The 23,527-nt window shown below is 67.4% G+C and carries 21 protein-coding genes and 1 pseudogene; 16 read left to right on the top strand and 6 right to left on the bottom strand.

What is annotated here, in order from left to right:
- From ftsW to lpxC, 8 genes and pseudogenes are all read left to right on the top strand, one after another.
- Positions 1-1,326 (top strand): putative lipid II flippase FtsW, encoded by a 1,326-nt coding sequence (ftsW, locus tag ACUVWL_RS14240; protein WP_014645940.1) that lies wholly within the window; start codon positions 1-3, stop codon positions 1,324-1,326.
- The gene (gene murG / locus ACUVWL_RS14235; protein WP_049406067.1) at positions 1,323-2,411 is read left to right on the top strand and encodes an undecaprenyldiphospho-muramoylpentapeptide beta-N-acetylglucosaminyltransferase; all 1,089 of its coding nucleotides are present in this window, start codon (positions 1,323-1,325) and stop codon (positions 2,409-2,411) included. Before ftsW ends, murG begins: the two co-directional genes overlap by 4 nt.
- A gap of 40 nt (positions 2,412-2,451) precedes the next feature.
- Positions 2,452-3,888 (top strand): UDP-N-acetylmuramate--L-alanine ligase, encoded by a 1,437-nt coding sequence (gene murC / locus ACUVWL_RS14230; protein WP_445978476.1) that lies wholly within the window; start codon positions 2,452-2,454, stop codon positions 3,886-3,888.
- Positions 3,885-4,847 (top strand): D-alanine--D-alanine ligase, encoded by a 963-nt coding sequence (locus ACUVWL_RS14225; protein ID WP_014645943.1) that lies wholly within the window; start codon positions 3,885-3,887, stop codon positions 4,845-4,847. The genes murC and ACUVWL_RS14225 overlap by 4 nt, the downstream gene beginning before the upstream one ends.
- Positions 4,844-5,521, top strand: a pseudogene (locus ACUVWL_RS14220) (cell division protein FtsQ/DivIB); the annotation flags it as partial. The gene ACUVWL_RS14225 and the pseudogene ACUVWL_RS14220, both read left to right, overlap by 4 nt.
- A gap of 68 nt (positions 5,522-5,589) precedes the next feature.
- Positions 5,590-6,825, top strand: coding sequence for a cell division protein FtsA (gene ftsA, locus ACUVWL_RS14215; RefSeq protein WP_005408083.1), 1,236 nt, complete (start codon positions 5,590-5,592; stop codon positions 6,823-6,825).
- Between the two features lie 170 nt (positions 6,826-6,995).
- Complete coding sequence (ftsZ, locus tag ACUVWL_RS14210) at positions 6,996-8,231, top strand: cell division protein FtsZ (RefSeq protein ID WP_005415297.1); 1,236 nt, start codon at positions 6,996-6,998, stop codon at positions 8,229-8,231.
- Between the two features lie 205 nt (positions 8,232-8,436).
- Entirely contained in the window at positions 8,437-9,348 is a 912-nt protein-coding gene (lpxC, locus tag ACUVWL_RS14205; protein WP_049440195.1) for a UDP-3-O-acyl-N-acetylglucosamine deacetylase, read from the top strand.
- Between the two features lie 281 nt (positions 9,349-9,629).
- On the opposite strand, the gene ACUVWL_RS14200 is transcribed toward lpxC, so the two are convergent.
- Positions 9,630-10,079: a DUF721 domain-containing protein gene (locus ACUVWL_RS14200; protein WP_032956682.1), complete on the bottom strand. Its 450-nt coding sequence runs from the start codon at positions 10,077-10,079 to the stop codon at positions 9,630-9,632.
- Positions 10,080-10,091: 12 nt separating this feature from the next.
- Here ACUVWL_RS14200 and ACUVWL_RS14195 point away from each other — a divergent pair, with 12 nt between their 5' ends.
- From ACUVWL_RS14195 to ACUVWL_RS14185, 3 genes are all read left to right on the top strand, one after another.
- Positions 10,092-11,048, top strand: coding sequence for a M23 family metallopeptidase (locus tag ACUVWL_RS14195; RefSeq protein ID WP_014645946.1), 957 nt, complete (start codon positions 10,092-10,094; stop codon positions 11,046-11,048).
- A gap of 287 nt (positions 11,049-11,335) precedes the next feature.
- On the top strand, positions 11,336-14,068 hold the full coding sequence (gene secA / locus ACUVWL_RS14190) for a preprotein translocase subunit SecA (protein ID WP_014645947.1): 2,733 nt from the start codon (positions 11,336-11,338) through the stop codon (positions 14,066-14,068).
- A 102-nt stretch (positions 14,069-14,170) separates the two neighbouring features.
- On the top strand, positions 14,171-15,124 hold the full coding sequence (locus ACUVWL_RS14185) for a Nudix family hydrolase (RefSeq protein WP_445978475.1): 954 nt from the start codon (positions 14,171-14,173) through the stop codon (positions 15,122-15,124).
- A gap of 103 nt (positions 15,125-15,227) precedes the next feature.
- On the opposite strand, the gene ACUVWL_RS14180 is transcribed toward ACUVWL_RS14185, so the two are convergent.
- Both ACUVWL_RS14180 and metF read right to left on the bottom strand, forming a co-directional pair.
- Positions 15,228-15,812 (bottom strand): DUF4124 domain-containing protein, encoded by a 585-nt coding sequence (locus ACUVWL_RS14180; protein WP_049440193.1) that lies wholly within the window; start codon positions 15,810-15,812, stop codon positions 15,228-15,230.
- 40 nt (positions 15,813-15,852) lie between these two features.
- Entirely contained in the window at positions 15,853-16,680 is an 828-nt protein-coding gene (gene metF / locus ACUVWL_RS14175; RefSeq protein WP_014645950.1) for a methylenetetrahydrofolate reductase [NAD(P)H], read from the bottom strand.
- A 203-nt stretch (positions 16,681-16,883) separates the two neighbouring features.
- On the opposite strand from metF, the gene ACUVWL_RS14170 reads away from it, so the two are divergent.
- The 5 genes from ACUVWL_RS14170 (at position 16,884) to ACUVWL_RS14150 (ending at position 20,996) form a co-directional block, all read left to right on the top strand.
- On the top strand, positions 16,884-17,810 hold the full coding sequence (locus tag ACUVWL_RS14170) for an alpha/beta fold hydrolase (protein ID WP_111205766.1): 927 nt from the start codon (positions 16,884-16,886) through the stop codon (positions 17,808-17,810).
- 36 nt (positions 17,811-17,846) lie between these two features.
- On the top strand, positions 17,847-18,896 hold the full coding sequence (locus ACUVWL_RS14165; protein WP_445978474.1) for a sensor histidine kinase: 1,050 nt from the start codon (positions 17,847-17,849) through the stop codon (positions 18,894-18,896).
- Positions 18,893-19,624 carry a LytR/AlgR family response regulator transcription factor gene (locus ACUVWL_RS14160; protein ID WP_014645953.1) on the top strand — a complete coding sequence of 244 codons (732 nt, stop codon included), beginning with the start codon at positions 18,893-18,895 and terminating at the stop codon, positions 19,622-19,624. Before ACUVWL_RS14165 ends, ACUVWL_RS14160 begins: the two co-directional genes overlap by 4 nt.
- Before the next feature lie 50 nt (positions 19,625-19,674).
- Positions 19,675-20,259, top strand: coding sequence for a DUF3228 family protein (locus ACUVWL_RS14155; protein ID WP_014645954.1), 585 nt, complete (start codon positions 19,675-19,677; stop codon positions 20,257-20,259).
- A 101-nt stretch (positions 20,260-20,360) separates the two neighbouring features.
- Positions 20,361-20,996 carry an energy transducer TonB gene (locus tag ACUVWL_RS14150; protein ID WP_049440187.1) on the top strand — a complete coding sequence of 212 codons (636 nt, stop codon included), beginning with the start codon at positions 20,361-20,363 and terminating at the stop codon, positions 20,994-20,996.
- Between the two features lie 70 nt (positions 20,997-21,066).
- Here the strand turns inward: ACUVWL_RS14150 and ACUVWL_RS14145 are convergent, their stop codons facing one another.
- The 3 genes from ACUVWL_RS14145 to ACUVWL_RS14135 all read right to left on the bottom strand — a co-directional run bounded on the left by ACUVWL_RS14145 (position 21,067) and on the right by ACUVWL_RS14135 (position 23,479).
- The gene (locus ACUVWL_RS14145) at positions 21,067-21,552 is read right to left on the bottom strand and encodes a hypothetical protein (RefSeq protein ID WP_445978473.1); all 486 of its coding nucleotides are present in this window, start codon (positions 21,550-21,552) and stop codon (positions 21,067-21,069) included.
- Positions 21,552-22,025, bottom strand: coding sequence for a Cys-tRNA(Pro) deacylase (ybaK, locus tag ACUVWL_RS14140; protein ID WP_014645957.1), 474 nt, complete (start codon positions 22,023-22,025; stop codon positions 21,552-21,554). Before ybaK ends, ACUVWL_RS14145 begins: the two co-directional genes overlap by 1 nt.
- A gap of 110 nt (positions 22,026-22,135) precedes the next feature.
- Positions 22,136-23,479, bottom strand: a complete 1,344-nt coding sequence (locus tag ACUVWL_RS14135; RefSeq protein WP_445978472.1) for an XVIPCD domain-containing protein — start codon at positions 23,477-23,479, stop codon at positions 22,136-22,138.
- Positions 23,480-23,527 lie beyond the last annotated feature (48 nt).

The following is a 23,527-nucleotide window of genomic DNA, read 5'->3' as shown; positions in this document are numbered from 1 at the left end:
ATGAACGACCTGTCCCGCCAGGCAACACGCCTTGAAGCCATCGAAGGCAGCTACGACAAGTGGCTGCTGGGCGCGATCATCGCGCTCACCGGTGTCGGCGTGGTGATGGTGGCCTCCAGCTCGATCGCGCTGATGAGCAGCCCGTTCTATTACCTCAACCGCCACCTGATCTTCCTGGCGGTGGGTATCGTGCTGGCGGTCATTGCCGCCCGCACCGAGCTGAAGTCGATCGAGCAGTACAACCAGATGCTGCTGCTGGGCTGCTTCGTACTGCTGCTGGCGGTGTTCGCACCGGGACTGGGCAGCACGGTCAACGGTGCGCGCCGCTGGATCAACCTGGGCATTTCCAAGTTCCAGACGGTCGAAGCGGTGAAAGTGCTCTACATCGTCTGGCTGTCGAGCTACCTGGTACGTTTCCGCGACGAGGTCAATGCGACCTGGCCGGCAATGCTCAAGCCGCTGGGCGTGGCCGGTGCGCTGGTGGTGCTGCTGCTGCTGCAGCCGGACTTCGGTTCCTCGACCCTGCTGCTGGCGATCACCGCCGGCATGCTGGTGCTGGGCGGGGTGAACATGCCGCGCATGTCGATGCCGGTGATCATCGGCCTGGTCGGCATGAGCGCGCTGGCGATCATCGAGCCGTACCGCATGCGCCGCATCACCTCCTTCCTGGACCCGTGGGCCGACCAGCAGGGCGACGGCTACCAGCTGTCCAACGCGCTGATGGCGGTGGGCCGTGGTGAATGGACCGGCGTCGGCCTGGGCAACTCCGTGCAGAAGCTGTACTACCTGCCCGAAGCGCACACCGACTTCATCTTCTCGGTCACCGCCGAGGAATTCGGTTTCCTGGGTACCTGCGTGATCGTGGCGCTGTATGCGCTGCTGGTCGGCCGCACCTTCTGGCTGGGCATGCGCTGCGTGGAAATGAAGCGCCACTTCTCCGGCTACATCGCCTTCGGCATCGGCCTGTGGATCAGCATGCAGACCTTCGTCTCGATCGGCGTGAACCTGGGCATCCTGCCGACCAAGGGCCTGACCCTGCCGCTGATCTCCTCCGGCGGTTCGTCGGTGCTGATGACCTGCGTGGCGATGGGCCTGCTGCTGCGCGTGTCGTATGAACTCAAGCGCGCCGAGCGCCGCCAGGCCGTGCGCATCGGTGGCGCCGAAGACGCCGCAGCCGAACCGATGGACAAGCCCGCCGCAGCGGTGGACGCCAGCGTGCCGATGCGTGCCGAGCCGGTCGCACCCGCGTCCGCTGCAGCGAGCGCCGCACGTGGCACCAGCCGCCTGCAGTCGCGCATCGAACCGACCTTCGGGAGGCTGTCATGAGTGCAGCCACCGAGAGTGGGCGCCCGGTGATGATCCTGGCCGGAGGCACCGGCGGTCACATCTTCCCCGGCCTGGCCGTGGCCCGCGTGCTGCGCCAGCGCGGCGTGCCGGTGACCTGGATGGGCGCCGACGGTGCGATGGAAACCCGCCTGGTGCCGCAGCACGACATCGCCATCGATACGCTGGCCATCACTGGCCTGCGCGGCAAGGGCAAGCTGGCCCTGCTGGCGGCGCCGTGGCGGCTGATGCGCGCGCTGCGCGCGGCCGGGCTCATCATCCGCCAGCGCCAGCCGCGCGCGGTGGTCGCCTTCGGTGGCTTTGCCTCCGGCCCCGGTGGCATGGCCACGCGCCTGCATGGCCTGCCGCTGATCGTGCATGAGCAGAACCGTGCGCCGGGCCTGACCAACCGCATCCTGTCACGTTATGCGCGTCGCCTGCTGACCGGTTTCCCGGGCACCTTCGCGAAGGGCGAGGAGTTCGTCGGTAACCCGGTGCGCGCGGAAATCGCTGCCATCGCGCCGCCGGAACAGCGCTTCGCCGACCGGCAAGGCCCGCTGCGCGTGCTGGTGGTGGGCGGCAGCCAGGGCGCGCGTGCCCTCAATACCGGCGTGCCGCAGGCGATTGCCGCGCTGGGCGCCGGCCTGCCGGTGCAGGTGCGCCACCAGAGCGGCGAGAAGATGCATGCCGAAGCGGTGGAGGCTTACGCCAAGGCCGGTGTGCAGGCGGAAATCACGCCGTTCATCGCCGACATGGCCGAAGCCTTCGCCTGGGCTGACCTGGTTGTCTGCCGCGCCGGCGCGTCCACGCTGGCCGAGCTGTGCGCGGTCGGTGTCGGCAGCGTGCTGGTGCCATTCCCCGCTGCCGTCGACGATCACCAGACCCGCAACGCGGAGTACCTGGTCGAGCGCGGCGCGGCGGTGTTGCTGAAGCAGGACGGAACGCTGGCCGACGGCATTGCCGCACTGCTGCGCGATCTGTCCGAAAATCCCGCCCGCCGCATGCAGATGGCGCAAGCCGCGCGTGCCCTGGCCAAGGTCGATGCCGCCGAGCGCATCGCCGATATCATTCTCGAGGAAGCTGTATGAAGAAGGCATGCCACCGCGCCTGCCCTGCGCGAGGCCGCGCATGATCCGCCGCCTGCACGACACCAACGACCTGGTGCGCGCGTTCCCGCGCGTGCATTTCGTCGGCATCGGCGGCACCGGCATGAGCGGTATCGCCGAAGTGATGCTGACGCTGGGCTATGAAGTGTCCGGCTCGGACAACGCCGACAACGTGGCGACCCGCCGCCTGGCCAGCCTGGGTGCGCGCATCATGCGCGGCCACTCCGCGGCCAACGTGCTGGGCACCGACTGCGTGGTGGTCTCCAGTGCCATCCGCGAAGACAACCCGGAACTGATGGAAGCACGCAGCCAGCGCATTCCGATCATGCCGCGTGCGGCGATGCTGGCCGAGCTGATGCGCTTCCGCCGCGGCATCGCCGTGGCCGGTACCCATGGCAAGACCACCACCACCAGCCTGACCGCTGCGGTGCTGAGCGAAGGTGGCCTGGACCCGACGTTCGTGATCGGTGGCCAGCTGCTGGCCGCCGGTGCCAACGCCAAGCTGGGTGGCGGGCAGTGGCTGGTGGCCGAGGCTGATGAAAGCGATGGCAGCTTCCTGCGCCTGAACCCGCTGATGTCGATCATCACGAACATCGATGCCGACCACCTGGAAAACTACGGCAACGATTTCGCCCGCGTGCAGGCGGCGTTTGCCGAGTTCCTGCAGCGCCTGCCGTTCTACGGCCTGGCGGTACTGTGCATCGATGATCCGGAAGTCGCCGCGCTGGCCGCCAGGACCCCGCGCCACGTGATGAGCTACGGCATGAGCCCGCAGGCCGACGTGCGCGCCGAGAACGTGGTGCAGGAAGGGTCGCGCATGCGCTTCACCCTGCGCCTGCCGCAGGGCACCAGCCAGGAAGTGGTGCTGGCGCTGCCGGGCAGGCACAACGTGCTCAACGCGCTGGCCGCCGCTGCGGTGGGCTGGCAGCTGGGCGTGGCCCCGGACGCGATCGCACGCGCGCTGGAGGGCTTCGCCGGTGTCGGCCGTCGCTTCAACGATCTGGGCGAGGTGACCACCGCCAGTGGCGCCAAGGTCCGCATCATCGACGACTATGGCCATCACCCGAGCGAGCTGGAGGCAGTGTTCGCCGCCGCTCGTGGTGGCTGGGCCGACAAGCGCCTGGTGGTGGCCTTCCAGCCGCACCGCTACAGCCGTACCCGCGACCAGTTCGACAAGTTCGCCGCCGTGCTGTCGAGCGTTGATGCGCTGGTGCTGAGCGAGGTCTACCCGGCCGGTGAAGAACCGATTGCCGGCGCCGACTCGCACGCGCTGGCCCGTGCCATCCGCGCGCGTGGCCGCAGTGAGCCGGTGGTGGTGGGCAAGGCCGCCGAGCTGGCCAGCGTGCTGCCGGACGTGCTGCAGGACGGTGACCTGCTGCTGATGATGGGCGCCGGCGACATCGGTGCCGTGGCCACCCATATCGCGGCGGAAGGTTTCAAGGGGGAGGGCCAGGCGTGAGCACGCTGACCTTCCCGCCGCTGCGCGTGACCGACCCGGCCGAGTTCGGCCGCGTCGCCGTGCTGCTGGGCGGCAGTTCCAGCGAACGCGAGGTGTCGCTGGATTCGGGCCGCAACGTGCTCGAAGCCCTGCAGTCGCGTGGCGTCGATGCGTTCGCGGTGGACGGCATTCCGGCGCTCGCCAGCGCGCTCGCCGCCGGTGGCATCGATCGCGTCTTCAACATCCTGCACGGCCACAACGGTGGCGGTGAGGACGGCATCGTGCAGGGCCTGATGGACGCCTTCGGCGTGCCGTACACCGGCTCGAACGTGCTGGGTTCGGCGCTGAGCATGGACAAGATCCGCACCAAGCAGGTGTGGCTGTCGCTGGGCCTGCCGACCCCGCAGTACCGCAAGGTCACTGCCGAGGACGTGCACGCCAATGCCGCCGAACTCGGCCTGCCGGTGGTGGTGAAGCCGGCCAACGAAGGCTCCAGCGTGGGCATCAGCCGGGTCACCGATGACGCCGGGCTGGATGAAGCGGTGGCCCTGGCTGCGCGCTACGACGGCCAGCTGCTGATGGAGCAGATGGTGGTCGGCGACGAATTGACCGTGGCCATCCTTGGCGACGTCGCACTGCCGTCGATCCGCATCGTGCCCAAGGGCCAGTGGTACGACTACAACGCCAAGTACATCGCCGAGGACACCCAGTACCTGTGTCCGGGCCTGGACGGTGGCGACGAAGAGGACATCCGGCGCATCGCGCTGGCCGCGTTCCGTGCCGCCGGGTGCCGTGGCTGGGGCCGCGTGGACGTGATGCGCGATCGCGACAGCGGCCGTTTCTTCCTGCTGGAAGTGAACACCGCGCCGGGCATGACCAGCCATTCGCTGGTGCCCAAGGCGGCCCGCCAGGCCGGCATCGGTTTCGAGGAACTGGTGTGGCGCGTGCTGGAACAGACCCTGGAGGCCTCGCACGCATGAACGCGGTGCTGCGCATCTTCGTCTGGCTGTTGGCGCTGTCGGTGGTTGCACTGCCGGTGGTGGCCGTAGTCAATGGCTGGGTCGGCGCCGAGCGCTGGCCGCTGGCGAAGCTGCGCGTGCATGGTGAGTTCAAGCGGGTGCCGGCCGAACAGCTGCAGCAGGTGCTGCTGCCGTATGCGCGCGCCGGTTTCTTCGCGGTCAAGCTGCAGGACGCGCAGGACGCCCTGGAGAAGCTGCCGTGGGTGGAAAGCGCGCAGGTCCGCAAGCAGTGGCCGGACGTGCTGGAAGTGACCCTGGTCGAGCACAAGCCGTTCGCCCGCTGGGGTACCGACCGCCTGGTGTCCGAGCAGGGCAAGCTGTTCCCCACGCCGAAGAAGCTGTCCGACCTGGCGCTGCCGGAGCTGGATGGCCCGGACAGCCAGACCGCGGAAGTGATGAAGCTGTACAGCGACTCGCGTGCATTGTTCGCACCGGCCGGCGTCGATGTGCGCCGGGTGACGATGGACGCACGCGGCAGCTGGTCGCTGGTGCTGAGCAACGGCACCGAAGTGGTGGTCGGCCGCGACGACGCGCGCTCGCGCATGCAGCGCTTCGTCAAGGTACTGCCGCAGCTCAACCGTCAGGACGCGCCGATCGAGCGCGCCGACCTCCGTTACACCAATGGTTTCACGCTGAGCTGGGGTACCCCGGCCACGCCGGCGAAAACGCCGGCGACCCCGGCCAGAAGCACGCAGGAAAGGACATGAATCGCAAGGGTGACAAATCGCTGATCGTTGGCCTGGACATCGGCACCTCCAAGGTGGTGGCGCTGGTGGGCGAGTATTCGCCGGGCAACCCGATCGAAGTGATCGGCATCGGCTCGCACGAATCGCGCGGGCTGAAGCGCGGCGTGGTGGTGGACATCGAATCGACCGTGCAGTCGATCCAGCGCGCGGTGGAAGAAGCCGAGCTGATGGCCGGCTGCGAGATCCGTTCGGTGTACGCCTCGATTTCCGGCAACCACGTGCAGTGCAAGAACTCGCCGGGCATCGTGCCGATCCGCGACGGTGAAGTGACCTGGGGCGACCTGGATCGCGTGCTCGACGCGGCCAAGGCGGTGGCGATCCCGGCCGACCAGAAGATCCTCCACGCGATCCCGCGCGAGTACGTGCTGGACGATTCGCAGGAAGGCATCCGCAACCCGGTCGGCATGACCGGCGTGCGCCTGGAAGTGCATGCGCACCTGGTGGTGTGCGCGCAGTCGGCGGCGGCCAACATCAGCAAGTGCGTGCAGCGCTGCGGCCTGCAGGTGGACGACCTGGTGCTGTCCTCGCTGGCCTCCAGCGTGGCGGTGCTGACCGCCGACGAGCGCGAGCTGGGCGTGGTGCTGGTCGACATGGGCGCCGGCACCACCGACATCGCGGTGTTCGTGCAGGGTGCGATCTGCCACACCGCCTCGCTGCCGATCGCCGGCGACCACGTGACCAACGACATCGCGCACATGCTGCGCACGCCGACCCCGGAAGCCGAGCAGATCAAGGTGCGCTATGCCTGCGCCCTGGCCCAGCTGGCCACGGCCGAGGAGAGCATCCAGGTGCCGTCGGTGGGCGACCGCCCGCCGCGCCGCATGCCGCGCCATTCGCTGGCGCAGGCCGTGCAGGGCCGTTACGAGGAAATCTTCGAGATGGTGCAGGCCGAACTGCGCCGCTCCGGCTTCGAGGAACTGGTGCGCGCCGGCATGGTGCTGACCGGTGGCGCGTCGAAGATGGAAGGCGTGGTCGAACTGGCCGAGGAAATGCTGCAGATGCCGGTGCGCGTGGGTATCCCGCAGCACGTCACCGGCCTGGGCGAAGTGGTCGGCAACCCGGTGCACGCCACCGGCGTGGGCCTGCTGCTGATGGGAAGCCAGATCGAGCACCCGCGGCGGCCGTCGCTGCCCACCGGGCGCGCCGGAAGCATGTTCAAGAAACTCAAGACCTGGTTCCGCGGCGAGTTCTGACGCGGAACCCGAAAACCCGGGCCTCGCCCGGGCGCAACACCCGCAGTACCCGCATCACAACGCAATACTGGCTACACACAACCCACACAGCCGCAACGTCGGCATGCAGCAGGACGGCAGGACGCCCGAATGCCCATGCCAGCCAAAGCGGATACAACGAGGACACGGACATGGCGCATTTTGAACTGATCGAAAAGATGGCACCCAATGCGGTGATCAAGGTGGTTGGCGTGGGCGGCGGCGGCGGCAATGCCGTGGCGCACATGGTCAACTCGGCAGTGGATGGCGTGGAATTCATCACTGCCAACACCGACTCGCAGGCCATCAAGAATTGTGGTGCCAAGCTGCAGCTGCAGCTGGGTACCAACGTGACCAAGGGCCTGGGCGCAGGCGCGAACCCGGAAGTCGGCCGCCAGGCCGCGCTGGAAGACCGTGAGCGCATCATGGACGCGCTGCAGGGCGCCGACATGGTGTTCATCACCGCCGGCATGGGCGGCGGCACCGGTACCGGCGCTGCGCCGGTGGTGGCACAGCTGGCCAAGGAAATGGGCATCCTGACCGTGGCCGTGGTCACCAAGCCGTTCCCGTTCGAAGGCCGTCGCCGCATGCAGGTGGCGCTGAAGGGCATCGAGGAACTGAGCCAGCACTGCGACTCGCTGATCACCATCCCGAACGAGAAGCTGATCACCGTGCTGGGTCGCAACGCGACCATGATCCAGGCCTTCCGCGCTGCCAACGACGTGCTGCAGGGCGCCGTGCAGGGCATCGCCGACCTGATCGTGCGTCCGGGCCTGATCAACGTCGACTTCGCCGACGTGCGCACCGTCATGTCCGAAATGGGCCTGGCGATGATGGGTACCGGCACCGCCCGTGGCGATGACCGCGCCCAGGCCGCTGCCGAATCGGCGATCCAGAACCCGCTGCTGGACGATGTGAACCTGGCTGGTGCCAACGGCATCCTGGTCAACATCACCGCCGGCGCCGATTTCACCATGGCCGAGTTCGACGAGATCGGCCGCACCATCGATGGCTTCGCTTCCGAAGATGCCACCGTGGTGGTCGGCACCGTGCTCGATCCGGACATGCAGGACGAAGTGCGCGTGACCGTGGTGGCCACCGGCCTGAACCGCGTCTCGGCCAGCAAGACCCAGCGTCCGGGCGAGCGTGCGCCGATCAAGCTGGTCCGCAACGCCACCACCGGCCAGCCGGAGTTCGGCGAGTTCGACAACGGCGGCGATGCCGTCTCCAAGGCGGTGGGTGGCATGGGCCTGGGCCTGCGTCGCGCCAGCAGCGATACCGCAGCGGCCTCCGCCCCTTCGGCCCCGGCCGCTTCGGCCCCGGCGGCGGCGGAACTGCCGAACGATTACCTGGACATCCCGGCGTTCCTGCGCCGCCAGGCGGACTAAGCGGGGCGGCCCGGGGTTGTCCTCCCCGGGTTGCGCCACCATGTCCTGAAAACGCGGGCGCCGGGCCAGGATGGGCCCGGCCGCCCTGCTTCACGCGCTTTCCAGCGGCGTGCCGGTGGATCCTGCCGGTGGCTGCAACTGGCGTTTCAGCCGGGGTAGGGGAGTGCGCGTGTTAATCTAATGTGTCACTTCCGGTCCATCCCCCATGATCCAGCAACGCACCCTCAAGAACACGATCCGCGCCACCGGCGTTGGCCTGCACAGTGGTGACAAGGTCTACATGACCCTGCGCCCGGCACCGGTCAACCATGGCATCGTGTTCCGCCGCGTGGACCTGGACCCGGTGGTGGAGGTGCCGGCCAAGGCCGAACTGGTCACCGAAGTGACCCTGTGCACCGGCCTGACCTGCAACGACGCAAAGATCCAGACCGTCGAACACCTGATGTCGGCGCTGGCCGGCCTGGGTGTGGACAACATCATCGTCGAACTGTCCTCGGCCGAGCTGCCGATCATGGACGGTTCGGCCGGCCCGTTCGTGTTCCTGCTGCAGTCGGCGGGCATCATCGAACAGGATGCGCCCAAGCGCTTCATCCGCGTGCTCAAGACCGTGGAGGTGACCGAGGGCGACAAGGTGGCCCGTTTCACCCCGTACGAGGGCTACAAGCTGGGCTTCACCATCCAGTTCGACCACCCGATGATCCCGGCCAAGCAGTCGCGGCAGGAAATCGAGTTCTCGACGCTGGCCTACACCAAGGAAATCTCCCGCGCGCGCACCTTCGGTTTCATGCGCGACCTGGAATACATGCGCGAGCGCAACCTGGGCCTGGGCGGTTCGATGGACAACGCCATCGTGCTGGACGAGTTCCGCGTGCTCAACGAAGACGGCCTGCGCTACGCCGACGAGTTCGTGCGCCACAAGATCCTTGACGCCATTGGCGACCTCTACCTGGCCGGTGGCCAGGTGCTGGGCGCCTACGAGGGCTTCAAGTCCGGCCACGCGCTCAACAACAAGCTGGTGCGGGCCCTGATGGCCGACGCCAGCGCCTGGGAATGGGTCAGCTTCGACTCGCCGACCACCCCGGATCCGGTGGAATATGCCACCCCGGCCTACGCCTGATTCCGTAGATCGTTGAATTTCAAGATAAAAACGCCGCCTTCCAGGGCGGCGTCGTTGTTTCCGGCGCTTGCGACGCATTCAGCGTGCTTGAAAGGCGTCAAGGCCGGTTCAAGGTCACGGTTTTGTGAACCTGTTGGATCGGAAGCCTGAATTTAACGAAGTTTTAACTTCAATCTAACGACAGGCCTCCGGATGGCCGCTAGGATGCGACCCGGCCCCCGAAATGTTTCACGCCGTGGTGACACGCGCGACGGGGAGCGGAGCCGGATGCTCCGTTGCCATCAGGATCGCTTCTTCGGCTTCGAGGGAACGTCCTGCAGGCAAGCCAAGGCGTCGCGTAGCCCTTTGTGCGTGGCGGCTGAAACTGCGTGGGGGCCATTCCGGTTGTCGATCGCTGGGGAGCGTGAGGGAGTGGTGGACGCAGTCTTGATGGTCACCCTGGTGGCCTTCAGCCCGATGGAACGGGCCGCGTCGAGCAACTGGGCTTCGGCAAGCCGCAACTTGGCATGCCAGACCGGGGACTCGACGAGAAAAACGAGGTGTTCCCCGTCCACATTGGCCAGCCGGCAGCGGCTGCGCAGAGGTGGCGGCAACTGGGGGCGCAACTGCCGGTCCAGCGCGTCGAGCCACAAGGCCCGACGCAGCGGGTTCCCGCTTTTGTCCGCCATTACCGCATCCAGCGCCGGTTTCGGCACTGACGCGGGGCGAACGCTGGATTTCGGCTCAGACATGAAAACTCACTGATGGCATTCAAAAAGATCGTAATCAAAACGCGTGAAGGACAGGCCAAGGCGTCGCCGATCACGCGTTTGCGGTTCTATTTCGAGGACCGCCCCCGCGCCCTGCTGGGCAGCGTGCTCGGGGTAGGCTGCATTATCGGCCTTGCCGGCGGCATTGGCGCCAGTGCGCTGAATGATTCGCGCCTGCAGGCCAAGGTCGAGCGCCAGGATGCGGAGCTGGCCAAGGTCAAGCGCGATGCGCAGACCCAGGTCAACGCGCTGGCTGCCCGCCTCGGCGAGCTGCAGGCGCAGGCCACCCGCCTGAACGCGCTTGGCGAACGGCTGACCCAGATGGGCAAGCTGGAAGATGGCGAATTCGACTTCAACGAGACCCCCGGCCTCGGTGATGGCGACGCCGGCGGCCCGACCAGCGACATCCCGGTCAAGGACGTCAACGCCGACTTACAGGTGCTGGAGCAGCGCTTCGCTGCTTCAGGCCGCCAGTTGTCGGTGATGGAATCGCTGATGTTCGACCACCAGCTGCAGCAGAACGCCGTGCCGTCGCGCATGCCGATCCGCAACAGCTACGTGACCTCCGGCTTCGGCACCCGTGCCGACCCGTTCGGCCGCGGCGCCGCCACCCACAAGGGCATGGACTTCCACGCCAAGGTCGGTGACCCGGTGATGGCCGTGGCCGAAGGCGTGGTCAGCTTCGCCGGTGTGAAGGGCGGCTATGGCAACGTCGTCGATGTCGACCACGGTAACGGCTATGTCACCCGCTACGCGCACAATTCGCGCCTGGTGGTGAAGGCCGGTGACCTGGTCCGCGCCGGCCAGGAAGTGGCCAAGGCCGGTTCCACCGGCCGTTCGACCGGTGCCCACGTGCACTTCGAGGTGTGGGAGAACGGCAACGTGGTCAACCCGCGCAAGTTCCTCGGCGACGGCGGCAACACGCCGGTCGGCCGCGTCAGCCGCGGCTGATGCCCGGGTCGGATTCCTTCCGCGCCGCGGAAGGGCTCTGACCCGATGCGGTTGAGGGCTGGGGTCAGAGCCCTTTCGCCATGGCGAAAGGGGTCCGACCCCGCATCCGTGTTTCTTTGCCGAATCCGGGGCGATTGCGACCGGATTGGCGCTTGAAACCTCAGCCGCCCGTCCCAAGCTACAATGGGTGTTGCCATCGACAGGGCGCCAGGCGCCCTGTTTCGTTTGCGGCGGACGGATCCCAAGGGGGAGGCCGGGCGTCGTGTCCATCCAACCCGGTTCCTTCAATGATCAACAGCCTGCTTACCCGCGTATTTGGCAGTCGTAACGAACGACAGCTGCGCCAGCTCAACCGCATCGTCGCCAAGATCAATGCGCTGGAGCCGGAGATCGAGAAGCTTTCCGACGAGCAGCTTCAGGCCAAGACGCCGGAGTTCAAGCAGCGCATCGCCGGCGGTGAAGCCCTGGACAAGGTGCTGCCGGAAGCGTTCGCGGTCTGCCGCGAAGCCGGCCGCCGCGTGCTGGGCATGCGCCACTACGACGTGCAGCTGATCGGCGGCATGGTGCTTCACCTGGGCAAGATCGCAGAAATGCGCACCGGTGAAGGCAAGACCCTCGTGGCGACCCTGCCGGTGTACCTCAACGCGCTGGAAGGCAAGGGCGTGCACGTGGTCACCGTGAACGACTACCTGGCCCGCCGCGACGCCGCGCAGATGGGCAAGCTGTACAACTGGCTGGGCCTGAGCGTGGGCGTGGTGTACCCGGGCATGCCGCACAGCGACAAGCGCGAGGCCTACGCGGCCGACATCACCTACGGCACCAACAACGAATTCGGCTTCGACTACCTGCGCGACAACATGGCGCTGTCCAAGGCCGACCGTTACCAGCGCGGCCTGCACTACGCCATCGTCGACGAAGTCGACTCCATCCTGATCGACGAAGCGCGTACCCCGCTGATCATCTCCGGTCCGGCCGATGATTCCCCGGAGCTGTACATCCGCGTCAACCGCGTCGTGCCGCACCTGGTCAAGCAGGAAGCGGAAGACGGCGAAGGCGATTTCTGGGTCGACGAGAAGGGCAAGCAGGTGCACCTGTCCGAAGCGGGCATGGAGCACGCCGAGCAGCTGCTGGTTGAAGCCGGCATCCTCGACGGCGAGACCGAAGGCCTGTACGCGGCGCAGAACCTGACCGTGGTCCACCACCTCAACGCCGCCCTGCGCGCGCACGCGATCTACCAGCGTGACGTGGACTACATCGTGCGCGACGGCGAAGTGGTCATCGTCGATGAGTTCACCGGCCGTACCCTGGCCGGCCGCCGCTGGTCCGACGGCCTGCACCAGGCGGTGGAAGCGAAGGAAGGCGTGCCGGTCCAGCGCGAAAACCAGACGCTGGCGAGCATCACCTTCCAGAACCTGTTCCGCATGTACAAGAAGCTGTCCGGCATGACCGGTACGGCCGACACTGAAGCGTTCGAATTCCAGAGCATCTACGGCCTGGAAGTGGTGGTGATCCCGACCAACCGCCCGACCATCCGCAAGGACAGTCCGGACCAGGTGTTCCTCAACCGCAAGGGCAAGTTCAATGCGGTGCTGGCCGACATCGAAGAGTGCGCCAAGCGCGGCCAGCCGGTGCTGGTGGGTACCACCTCGATCGAAACCTCGGAAATGCTGTCCGAGCACCTGAGCAAGGCCGGCGTGAAGCACGAAGTGCTCAACGCCAAGCAGCATGACCGCGAAGCGACCATCGTCGCCAACGCTGGCCGCCCGGGCGCAGTGACCATCGCCACCAACATGGCCGGCCGCGGTACCGACATCGTGCTGGGCGGTTCGCTGGAAGCCGAGATCCACGCCCTAGGCGAGGACGCGACCGACGAGCAGAAGGCGGCGGTCAAGGCCGAATGGCAGAAGCGCCACGAGGCAGTGAAGGCGGCCGGCGGCCTGCACATCGTCGGCACCGAGCGCCACGAATCGCGTCGTATCGACAACCAGCTGCGCGGCCGTTCGGGCCGCCAGGGTGACCCGGGTTCGTCCCGCTTCTACCTGTCGCTGGAAGACAACCTGATGCGCATCTTCGCCTCCGACTGGGTGCAGAAGGCCATGCGCATGATGGGCATGAAGGAAGACGACGTCATCGAGGACCGCCTGGTCAGCCGCCAGATCGAAAAGGCGCAGCGCAAGGTCGAGGCCCACAACTTCGACATCCGCAAGAACCTGCTGGACTTCGACGACGTCAACAACGACCAGCGCAAGGTGATCTACGCCCAGCGCGACGAGCTGCTGGATGCCGAGTCGGTGAAGGCGAATGTCGATGGCATCCGCGACGACGTGATCTTCGACATCGTGGCGCGCTTCGTGCCGCCGAACTCGATCGACGAGCAGTGGGACCTGCGCGGCCTGGAAGCGACCCTGGAGTCGGACTTCGGCCTGCAGATGTCGCTGACCGACCTGGTCAAGGAACACGAAGAGCTGGACGCCGAGGCCATCGCCACCAAGGTCCAGGAGCGCGTCAACCAGCACTTCGCCGAGAAGGAAGCCGGCCTGGGCGAAGAAACCATGCGCGCGCTGGAGAAGCACGTGATGCTGACCGTGCTGGACCAGAGCTGGAAGGAGCACCTGGCGCGCATGGATTACCTGCGCCAGGGCATCTACCTGCGTGGTTACGCGCAGAAGCAGCCGAAGCAGGAATACAAGAAGGAAGCCTTCGAGCTGTTCTCGGACATGCTGGAGAACGTCAAGCGCGAAGTGGTGACCCTGCTGGCCCGCGTGCGCATCCGCAGCGACGAGGAAGTGCAGGCGCTGGAAGCGGCCGAGCGCCAGCAGGCGCAGGCGCGCCTGAGCCAGTCGCAGTTCCAGCACCAGGATGCCGGCGGTTACAGCGCCGACGAGGAAGCCGCGCAGGTCGAAGCCGCCCAGCAGGGCGTGGCCACGCTGCAGCGCGACGAGCCGAAGATCGGCCGCAATGATCCGTGCCCGTGCGGCAGTGGCAAGAAGTACAAGCACTGCCACGGCCAGCTGAGCTGACCCCGGAAGGCCCCGCGCAAGCGGGGCCTTCTGCTTTGGCGCGGGCGATCCGGCGCGGATTCGTGATTGCGCTGGCCGCCCTGTTCTGGGCATGCTGGCCCCATGGTTTCTCCCACCCGATCGATCCATGTCGTGGCCGCCGTCATCACCGACGCCCGTGGCCGCGTGCTGCTCAACCGCCGTACCGAGAACCGCGACATGGCTGGCCTGTGGGAGTTCCCCGGCGGCAAGCGCGAATCCGGCGAGACCTCCGAACAGGCGCTGGTGCGTGAACTGCGCGAAGAGCTGGGCATCGAGGCCGATGTCGGGCTCTGGCTGATGGATGTGCCGCAGCGCTATCCGGACAAGCACCTGACCCTGGAAGTGCGCCACGTGCGCAGCTGGAAGGGCACACCGCGCGGGCGCGAGGGCCAGGCGATCACCTGGGTGGCGCAGGACAAGCTGGGCCGCTATTCCATGCCGCCGGCCGACCTGCCGGTGGTGGCCGCACTGCGCCAACCGGATCGCTACCTGATCACGCCGGCGCCGGCCGAAGATGCCGGCGGCGTGCAGCACTGGCATGAACGGCTGCAGCAGGCAGTGGCGGCGGGCCAGCAGCGCATCCAGCTGCGCCTGCCGCCGGAGCATCCGCAACGGCAGGCGATGATCGAACAGGCCGTGCGCGCGCATCGTCGCGGCGTGCAGTGGCTGCTCAACCGCGATGTCGCGTTGGCCCGCACACTGGGCGTGGGCGTGCACCTGGGCAGCGAGCAGTTGCTGGCCCTGCAGGAGCGGCCCTTGCCGGAAGGACAGCTGGTCGCCGCGTCCTGCCACGACCTGGAGCAGCTGCAGGCGGCGCAGCAGTTGGGCTGCGACTTCGCGGTGCTCGGCCCGGTGCAGGCCACGGCCAGCCATCCCGGGGCGGTGCCGCTGGGCTGGGAGGCCTTCGCTGCGCTGCGCGCGCAGGTATCGCTGCCGATCTACGCGTTGGGCGGCATGGCCGCCGGCCATATCGCCGAAGCGCGTCGGCATGGCGGGCAGGGCATCGCTGCGATTCGTGGGCTGTGGCCGGCGTGAGCCGGCATGCAGGGTCAGATCCCTGCGCAGCAGGGCTCTGACCCCATCGCGGCAATCCGGGGTCGAAGCCCTTTCCGCTGGGAAGGGATCCGACCCCTCCCGATCACAACGTGATCCAGAAGCATCCGTATTGCCGCCGCAATCCCAGCACCGTGGACGCTCGCGACGCGCTGCCGGGCAGCGTCTGCTCCAGGCGCAGGCCGACCGGATGCCGTGGCGCTGGCGGCTCAGGGGCGGATTCCTGCGCCGCAGGGCTCTGACCCTCCTCCTGCGAGGACGCCAGCCCCTGTGGCGGATACACCGGCACCACGTCCACCAGTGGCCGCCGTGCCAAGGATTCCAACTGGCCGAGGATGCGCTGCGCGCCGGCATCGGAGACCGCACCCCACAGGTACAGCGAGGACAGCCGGTTCACATCGTTGCTGACGATGCCGGTGCGCAGTGCCTCCACCAGCTCGCTCAGGCGTCGTGGGCAGCGCGCACCCAGGGTGTCGCGTGGCAGGGTGCTGCCGGTGGGCGCGGGCGGTGGCAATCGCGACCGGGCGCCAACGCTGTCGCAGGGGCGGTCGGTATACACGCTCTGCCCCTGCGCATCGGTGCAGCGGTTCAAGCGCGGGGACTGCGCATGGACAATGCTCGATACCGAACACAACGACAGCAGCAACAGCAGGAAGGAAAACCGGTTCATCGGCGCAGGGTAGCGCCGATCGCGGTGGCATGGCGTGCTTTCAGCCGTGCAGCAGCTTCAACACCGACGTGGTCGGCTTGGCCAGGTTCAAGGTGTAGAAGTGCAGGCCCGGCGCGCCGCCCTCGATCAGGCGCTGGCACAGTTTGGCCACCACTTCGGTACCGAACGCCCGCACCGATTCGGCGTCATCGCCATAGGCCTGCATCTTGCGGCTGATCCAGCGCGGGATCTCCGCACCGCATTGCTCGGAGAAGCGGCGCAGCTGGCTGAAGTTGGCGATCGGCATGATGCCGGGCGTGATCGGCACCTGCACGCCGAGCCGGCGCACGGCATCGACGAAGTGGAAGTACGCATCCGGGTTGTAGAAATACTGGGTGATCGCCGCGTCGGCGCCGGCATCGATCTTGGCCTTGAAGTGCTTCAGGTCGGCCAGTGCATCGGAGGCCTGTGGATGGGTCTCCGGATAGGCACCGACTTCGATGCGGAAGGCGGTGCCGTGTTCGGCGCGGATGAAGTCGATCAGCTCGGCGGCGTAGCGCATGTCACCGGGGAAGCCCATGCCGGAGGGCAGGTCGCCACGCAGCGCGACCAGGCGATGGCAGCCGATGGCGCGGTACAGCTTGAGCAGTTCGCGGATTTCCTGGCGGGTGCCGCCGACACAGGACAGGTGCGGTGCAGCCTCGAAGCCGTGGTGCTGGTTGAGGTGGCGCACGGTCTCGGAGGTATAGCTCAGGGTCGAGCCACCGGCGCCGAAGGTACAGGACACGTACTCGGGGTCGTAGTCCTTCAGCCTGGCCGCGGCGCGGTCCAGCTGGCTGCGCTGTTCGTCGGTCTTGGGCGGATAGAACTCGAAGCTGATGGCGGTCATGGCACGGGCGGCAGCGGCGGGTGCGGGTCAGTATATCGCTTCATCAAGATGGATGTTAGTTGGCTGCATGGACTGGCACCGTCCGCCGCCGGCGACCGTTTGCCCGGGTCTGCGGCCGTTGCTCCGGAATCGCAACCTGGCTGCCGTAGCCGGGCGCACGCTGCTCCCATCCCGGCACCCCCCACCTGATGAAGGAGCACACGATGAAGATCTTCCTGGCACTCTGGTACGCGATGAAGGCCCTGGCCCGGCTGGCGATGATCGGCATGGCGATGGCCGTGCTCGGCTCCGGTTCCGCGCATGCCGCCACCGGCTCGACCGCTGGCAAGGTACAGGTCGAGGTGGTCGGCATGGGGCGACCGCTGCTGATGATCCCCGGCCTCAACAGCAGCGCCGAGGCCTGGCGCGAGACCTGCCTGGCCCTGAAGGACGTGCAGTGCCACCTGGTGCAGTTGCCGGGCTTTGCTGGCGCGGCAGCGGCCGACCCGCGCCCGGCCGGCTTCCTGCCGGCGATGCGCGGGCAGCTGCTGGCCTACCTGCATGACCAGCACCTGGGGCCGGTGGTGGTGGTCGGCCACAGCCTCGGTGGCGTGCTGGGCCTGCAGATGGCGCAGGCCGAGCCGAAGGCGATCAGCGCACTGGTGGTGGTCGATGCCCTGCCGTTCCTGCCGGCGGCGCGCGACCCGAGTGCCACCGCTGACAGCGTGCGGCCGATGGCCGACCAGCTGCGCAAGGGCATGCTGGCCGCCGATGCCGTGCAATGGCAGGCGCAGTTGAAGGCGGGCCTGCCGGGCATGACCCGCGATCCGCGGCGCCAGGCCGAACTGGGCCGCTGGGGCGAAGCCAGCGACCGCCAGACCACGGCCGATGCGATGCATGCGGTGATGACCACCGACCTGCGCGACAGCATCGCTTCGATCACCGCGCCGACGCTGGTGCTCGGCAGCTGGGCCGGCTACCAGCCGATGGGCGGCACCGAGGACGGCACGCGTGCGGTGTTCCAGGCCCAGTACGCGAAACTGCAGGGCGTGCAGATCGCGATGAGCGCGCAGGGTTTCCACTTCCTGATGTGGGATGATCCGCGCTGGTTGCAGGAACAGGTGCAGCGATTCCTCGCCGCGCATCCCTGACCCTTGTCCGCCCTCCTGCCACCGCCGAGAGCCCGCATGGACGCCACCACGCCTTCCCGCCGTTTCTGGACGCTCAATGCACTGGCATGGGCCGGCTATGCGCTGTACGGGCTGTGGGTCGGCATGCGGATCGGTGGCGGCATCGTGTTCAGTGGCATCGTGCTGATCACCGTCAGCGTCGCGGTCTCACTCTGGCTGTGCAGCGGCGCATTGCGTTCGGTTGCACTGCGCCAGCGCTGGTGGGAGGGCAGCCTGGGCAGCCTGGTGCTGAAACTGGCTGCCGGCGTGGTGCTCGGGGCCAGCGTCGCACAGGCGGTAACGGCGGCGCTGCTGCTGCCGGCGCTGGCGCTGGGTTGGGTGCAGCTGCCTGGCGGCCATGCGGATTACCAGTGGTCTTCGGTGCTGCTGTACTGGATGAACACCGCGTTGTTCCTGCTGGTGTGGACCGGTTTGTGGGCGGGCCTGCACGGCCTGCGGCGGGCACGCTACAGCGAGCTGGCACGCCTGCGCGCCGAAGCCGAACGCAGTGTGCTGGAACGTGACGCACTGCGTGCGCGGCTCAATCCGCATTTCATGTTCAATGCGCTGAACAACCTGCGTGCGCTGATCCTGGAAGACCCGGAACGGGCCCGTGACATGGTCACCCGCCTGTCGCGCACGCTGCGCCAGGCGCTCGCCCACAACCGCAGCGAGCAGGTCACGCTGGCCGAGGAACTGGCGGTGGTCGATGATTACCTGGCCATCGAGGCGGTCCATTTCGAACAGCGCCTGCAGGTGCTGCAGCAGATCGATGCCGATGCCACGCAGGCGCAGCTGCCGGCGATGGCGTTGCAGTTGCTGGTGGAGAACGCGATCAAGCACGGTATCGCCAGCCGTCCCGGCGGCGGCGAGGTGCAGATCCGCGCCACGCTGGACAATGACGTGCTGCGGTTGCAGGTGGACAATCCACTTCCAACCGGCAGCGAACCCACCCATGGCCATGGCGTCGGCCTGGCCTACCTGCGTGCGCAGCTGGGCATGCGTGGCCGATTCGTGCTGCAACCGGCCGGTGACCGCATGCAGGCCCTGCTGGAGATTCCGCAATGACTGGCATGCTGCGCGTGTTGATCGTCGATGACGCACGGCTGGCCCGGCAGGAGCTGCGCACGCTGCTGTCGGCGCTGCCGTGGGTGCAGTGCGTGGGCGAGGCCGACGACGTGCCCGCCGCACGCGAGGCGATCACCACGCTGGCACCGGACCTGGTGCTGCTGGATGTGCAGATGCCCTCCGGCAGTGGTTTCGACGTGCTGGACGGCCTGGACACGGTGCCGGCCGTGGTCTTCGTCACCGCCTACGACACCTATGCGGTGCGTGCGTTCCAGGCCAACGCGCTGGACTACCTGGTGAAGCCGGTGGAGGCGCCGCGGCTGCTGGAAGCGCTCGAGCGGGCGCGGCAGTGCGAGGCGGTTGCGGCCGACGTGCCGGAATCGCGCGGCACGCTGGGCGCGCACGACCAGGTGTTCGTGCGCGAGGGTGAACGCTGCTGGTTCGTGGCAGTCTCCGAGATCCGTCGGCTGGTGGTGGATGGCAATTACACGCGGCTGTGGTTCCGCGACCAGAACGCACTGCTGACCCGCAGCCTGAGCGCGCTGGAAGCACGCCTGCCGCCGGATCTTTTCTTCCGCGCCAACCGCAACACACTGGTCAACCTGCGCCGTATCCGTGGGGTGTCGCCCAGCATCGGCGACGGCTATGACCTGACGCTGGATGATGGCAGCGAGGTGGAGGTATCGCGGCGGCAGGCACGCGAGCTGCGCGAGCGGATGGCGTTGTAGGTGCTGCCAGCGGTTACCCTGTGCAGCGGATTCCCAGATCACGCCGCGCCATGTCCATCGTCCTCACCGATTTCGCCCGTCCCCGCCTGTTCCCGCGCGTGCCACGCGGCAATACCATCCAGGACTGCACTGCCGAGCAGTTCGAGGCACACCTCAATGCGCACGCGCCGCTGAAGGTGCTCGACGGCTACGCCCCGTTCTGCAAGTTGTTCGTCTACGAGAACTGGACCAGCACGCGCTGCCTGACGGTGCCGGTCACCGAGGCCAACCGCCACCAGCTGCGCAGCGGCTACGAAGCGCGCAACCGCGAGGAACTGCCGGTACTGGTGCGCTGGTTCGAGGGCGTGGAGTCGCCGCGCGCGAACTACCTGGTGGTGATCCTGTACAACGCCGAGCAGCTGGCCAGGGAAGGCTCACCGATCGAAGCCGACTGGGGCATCGTCGGCTGCATCTATACCGCCGAACCGGAAGAGGTGCCGATGGCGCCGATCACCATGATGCGCAATGCGCTGGGCGTGGAGGAGGGCGGTTCCGGCGTGCCATTGGACAAGGAGGCCTACCGGCGCTCGGTGGAGTTCTGGGAGAACAACGCCAACTGGCGGCCGGGGTCGGATCCCCGCATCGCAGGGCTCTGACCCGATCATTCGAGCCCCCGGTCGAAGCCTTTCCCTGAGGAGGGGATCCGACCCCAGGCGCGCGCTATGATCGGGCCAGGCAAACCCAAGGAGGGCAGGGCATGGCGGTCTGGGCAAGGATGATCCTGATGTTGCTGGCGGGCACGCTGCCCGCCACCCCGGTACTGGCCGCGAAGCCCTCTGCCGGGATGGCCTGCGAACCCATGGCACGCCTTCCCGGGCTGCGCGATGCGGGCGTGACCGCGCTGTCGATGCAGCCGCAGGACGGCCGCTGCGTGATTGAAGTGGCGGCGTCCAATGGCAACGCGCTGCGTCGGCAGCAACGAATGCTGGAGGCGCTGGTGCAGCATGCCTGTGCCGCGCCGGCGCACGTGACCGTGAATGAGGTGCAGGTATCCCTGCAGCTGCGCCTGCCGACGCCCTGCACGGCACGCAGCAAACGGGATCTGTTCGCGGGTGAAGGTATTCCCTGGCTGCCTCCACACGGCGTGTCGCCGCGCTATCCGGTGGAGGCCATGCGGCAGGGGCTGTCCGGCCGCAGCATGCTGAAGGCGTTGGTCGATGCGCGGGGGCGCGTTGCGGCCGTGATCGTGGAGACCTCCAGCGGTCATGGGTTGCTGGATGACGCTGCAGCGGAGGAGCTGCAGGGCTGGCGTTTCAGCCGCGCCGATGCGAAGGGTACGGTGCCGGCGTTGACCCTCGTGCGCATGCCGATGCGGTATGAATTCGTGGAGTGAGCGTCATCCATGCATGGCATGGATCTGGACGTACCGCAGCGGAGCCACGCCGTGCGTGGCTGCATCACTGTCAGAGGCGCTTCCACTCCCACCACGGGTAGTGGTATTCGCGCTCGGTGGCGCTCCACGGCTGCGTGCAGGACGTGCACGTCACCCGGTAGCACTCACCCCAGCCATCCTGGGCCTCGCCTCGTCCGAGCAGCAGCACGTGGCCCTGTTCCAGCAGCGGTGCAGGGTTGAAGAACACATAAGAAGGGTAGAGTGCGCACAGGCACCCCTCACGCGCCCGCCAGTAGCGCAGCCGTTGCAGGGCCGCCTTCAGGTGCGCCTGGTTGCTGATCAGCATGCCGCCAAGTGCGATGCCCTCGCAGTTGCGTTCGATCGTATCCACATGTGCGACCAACGCGTCCAACGATGCGGTGCTGAACAGCCGTGCCACCGTGCGTGCGGCATCGGTGATGCGCGTGGCATCGCGCGACAGCAGGTCCTGCAGCAGCACGTCGGCCTGTGCATCGTCGAGCCGGGGTACCGGCGCTGCAGACCACGGCCAGCGCATCAGCGTGACTTGCCGATGGCAGCGTAGTGGCCGGCGGTGAGGCGCAGAAGGTCGGCCGGTGCCAGTTCTACCTCGAGGCCGCGGCGCCCGGCGCTGACATGCAGCGCGGGCAGCGCTTCGGCACTGGCGTCCAGGAACGTGCGCAGGCGCTTCTTCTGCCCCAGCGGGCTGATGCCACCGACCAGGTAGCCGGTCGCGCGCTGTGCGGCATCGGCGGCGGCCATCTCGCACTTCTTGCAGCCGGCGGCTTCGGCCAGCGCCTTCAGGTCAAGCTGGCCGGCGACCGGCACGATCGCCACCAGCAGTTCGTGTGCTTCCGTGCTGGCCAGCAGGGTCTTGAACACCTGGGCCGGGTCGAGGCCGAGCTTGTCGACGGCTTCGCCGCCATACGATTCGGCGTGGGCGTCGTGCACGTAGCTGCGCACGGTGTGGGCGATCTTCTCGCGCTTGAGCAGGTTGATGGCCGGGGTCATGGGCGCATCCTAGCGCGAGGTAGGGATATTGCCTTGACCGAAACTCGCGCATCAACGCAGGACGGGCCCCCGAAGGCGCCCGTCCCGGCTGTGATCGTCGGCATCCCGCGTCAGCGCGACATCGACTGCTGCGTCTGAATCTGTTCCTGGGTCTGTCGCTGCGACAGTTCGTTGTCCAGCGCCTGGCTATGCCGCGTGCTGTCCTGCAGCGTGTGGTTCGCCGCCTGCGACAGATCGACGTAAGTGCGGTGCATGGCGGGATCGCCAAGCTGGCCCTGCACGGCGAACACGCCCTGGTTGTCCGGCCGCGCCAGCACGGTATCGACCTGGCTCATGCCGGCCAGCTTGGACTCGTAAGCCACCAGGCCTGCGGCGTTCTCGAGCTGGCTGCGGTCATTGAACAGTGGCGCCAGGCCACCCTGGCGGCGTTGTTCTTCCAGCGTTTCCAGCTTTTCCACGACCTGCTGGTAACGCGGGTTGTCGGCGTGGCCGGGGGTGGCCATGGTCGGTTCGGCGGCCCGCTGTTGCTGTTGCGCGATGGCCTTGTCGAGCGCACCCAGGGTGGTGGCACCGACCTTGCCATCGACGGTGAGCTGGTGCTCACGCTGGAACTGCTTGACCGCTTCCAGGGTGCCGGGCCCGAAATCGCCATCGGCTACCAGTGGCTTGCCGTCCTTGCCCAGATAGCCCAGGTCGGCCAGCTTCTGCTGCATCGTCTTTACCTCATCGCCCCTGGCGCCGCTGACCAGTACGCCGTTGCCGCCGGGCGCGCCGGGCGACCCGTGCGAGGGGGCATGGGTGGGGGTGATGCCCAGCTGGGTCATCGCCCGGTCAAAGCGCTCATCGCGGCTGGTCACCGCGGCCGGCGACTGGATGCCGTACTTGGTGGCATCGACGAAGTTCTGCACGTCGCCGCGGGTCGGCGGATTGCCGGCCTGGACCGTACCGCCCTGCAGCTTTTCCGCGTTGCCGGCCAGATAGCTGATGAACTGCGGGCCCATGCCGCCGAACTGGTTGTCATAGTCGGCCATGGCCAGCTGCAGTTCGGGGTTGGCCGCGATGGCATCGGCGGCGGCCGGGTTGGTGGCACGCACCTTGGCGATGGCTTCATCGACGCGCTCGATGGCGCTGTCCAGCTTGTCGTTGGTGAGCTGGTCCATCTTCGCCTGCGGAATGGCCTGCAACTTGGCGTCAAGCGCCGCCAGCTGCCGGGTGCTCAATCCGCCCTGCTGGGACAGCAGTTCTATGTCAGCGGCGGTGAAGCCGTTGTCGCGCAGGAAACGCCTGGCCTGTGGATTGCCGCCGACATCGAACTGCACCAGTCCGAACGAGTAGGTGCTTGCGCCTTTCTGCGCGTATGAGAAGTGGTCCAGGTGGCGGGTGTTGCCGCCCAGCTCCGTGTTGAGGAACAGCGTGGACAGCTGTTCGCGGGTAAGGGTGGAATCCTTTGCCATGGTCATCGTCCTTCAATGTGGGAAAAAGCGCCGGGCGCACCCAGCGGA

The organism is Stenotrophomonas muris (genome assembly GCF_052751275.1).
Note: the sequence above shows the minus strand (reverse complement) of the source record. Positions and strands in the feature narration are given on the sequence as shown.

Coding starts and splice junctions, on each gene's coding strand:
- ftsW (WP_014645940.1), top strand. CDS start 1: ATGAACGACCTGTCCCGCCAGGCAACACGCCTTGAAGCCATCGAAGGC.
- ACUVWL_RS14155 (WP_014645954.1), top strand. CDS start 19,675: ATGTCCATCGTCCTCACCGATTTCGCCCGTCCCCGCCTGTTCCCGCGC.
- secA (WP_014645947.1), top strand. CDS start 11,336: ATGATCAACAGCCTGCTTACCCGCGTATTTGGCAGTCGTAACGAACGA.
- ACUVWL_RS14135 (WP_445978472.1), bottom strand. CDS start 23,479: ATGGCAAAGGATTCCACCCTTACCCGCGAACAGCTGTCCACGCTGTTC.
- ybaK (WP_014645957.1), bottom strand. CDS start 22,025: ATGACCCCGGCCATCAACCTGCTCAAGCGCGAGAAGATCGCCCACACC.
- ACUVWL_RS14170 (WP_111205766.1), top strand. CDS start 16,884: ATGAAGATCTTCCTGGCACTCTGGTACGCGATGAAGGCCCTGGCCCGG.
- ACUVWL_RS14145 (WP_445978473.1), bottom strand. CDS start 21,552: ATGCGCTGGCCGTGGTCTGCAGCGCCGGTACCCCGGCTCGACGATGCA.
- ACUVWL_RS14165 (WP_445978474.1), top strand. CDS start 17,847: ATGGACGCCACCACGCCTTCCCGCCGTTTCTGGACGCTCAATGCACTG.
- murG (WP_049406067.1), top strand. CDS start 1,323: ATGAGTGCAGCCACCGAGAGTGGGCGCCCGGTGATGATCCTGGCCGGA.
- ACUVWL_RS14195 (WP_014645946.1), top strand. CDS start 10,092: ATGGCATTCAAAAAGATCGTAATCAAAACGCGTGAAGGACAGGCCAAG.
- ACUVWL_RS14200 (WP_032956682.1), bottom strand. CDS start 10,079: ATGTCTGAGCCGAAATCCAGCGTTCGCCCCGCGTCAGTGCCGAAACCG.
- ftsZ (WP_005415297.1), top strand. CDS start 6,996: ATGGCGCATTTTGAACTGATCGAAAAGATGGCACCCAATGCGGTGATC.
- metF (WP_014645950.1), bottom strand. CDS start 16,680: ATGACCGCCATCAGCTTCGAGTTCTATCCGCCCAAGACCGACGAACAG.
- ACUVWL_RS14185 (WP_445978475.1), top strand. CDS start 14,171: ATGGTTTCTCCCACCCGATCGATCCATGTCGTGGCCGCCGTCATCACC.
- ACUVWL_RS14160 (WP_014645953.1), top strand. CDS start 18,893: ATGACTGGCATGCTGCGCGTGTTGATCGTCGATGACGCACGGCTGGCC.
- ACUVWL_RS14150 (WP_049440187.1), top strand. CDS start 20,361: ATGGCGGTCTGGGCAAGGATGATCCTGATGTTGCTGGCGGGCACGCTG.
- ACUVWL_RS14180 (WP_049440193.1), bottom strand. CDS start 15,812: ATGAACCGGTTTTCCTTCCTGCTGTTGCTGCTGTCGTTGTGTTCGGTA.
- lpxC (WP_049440195.1), top strand. CDS start 8,437: ATGATCCAGCAACGCACCCTCAAGAACACGATCCGCGCCACCGGCGTT.
- ftsA (WP_005408083.1), top strand. CDS start 5,590: ATGAATCGCAAGGGTGACAAATCGCTGATCGTTGGCCTGGACATCGGC.
- murC (WP_445978476.1), top strand. CDS start 2,452: ATGATCCGCCGCCTGCACGACACCAACGACCTGGTGCGCGCGTTCCCG.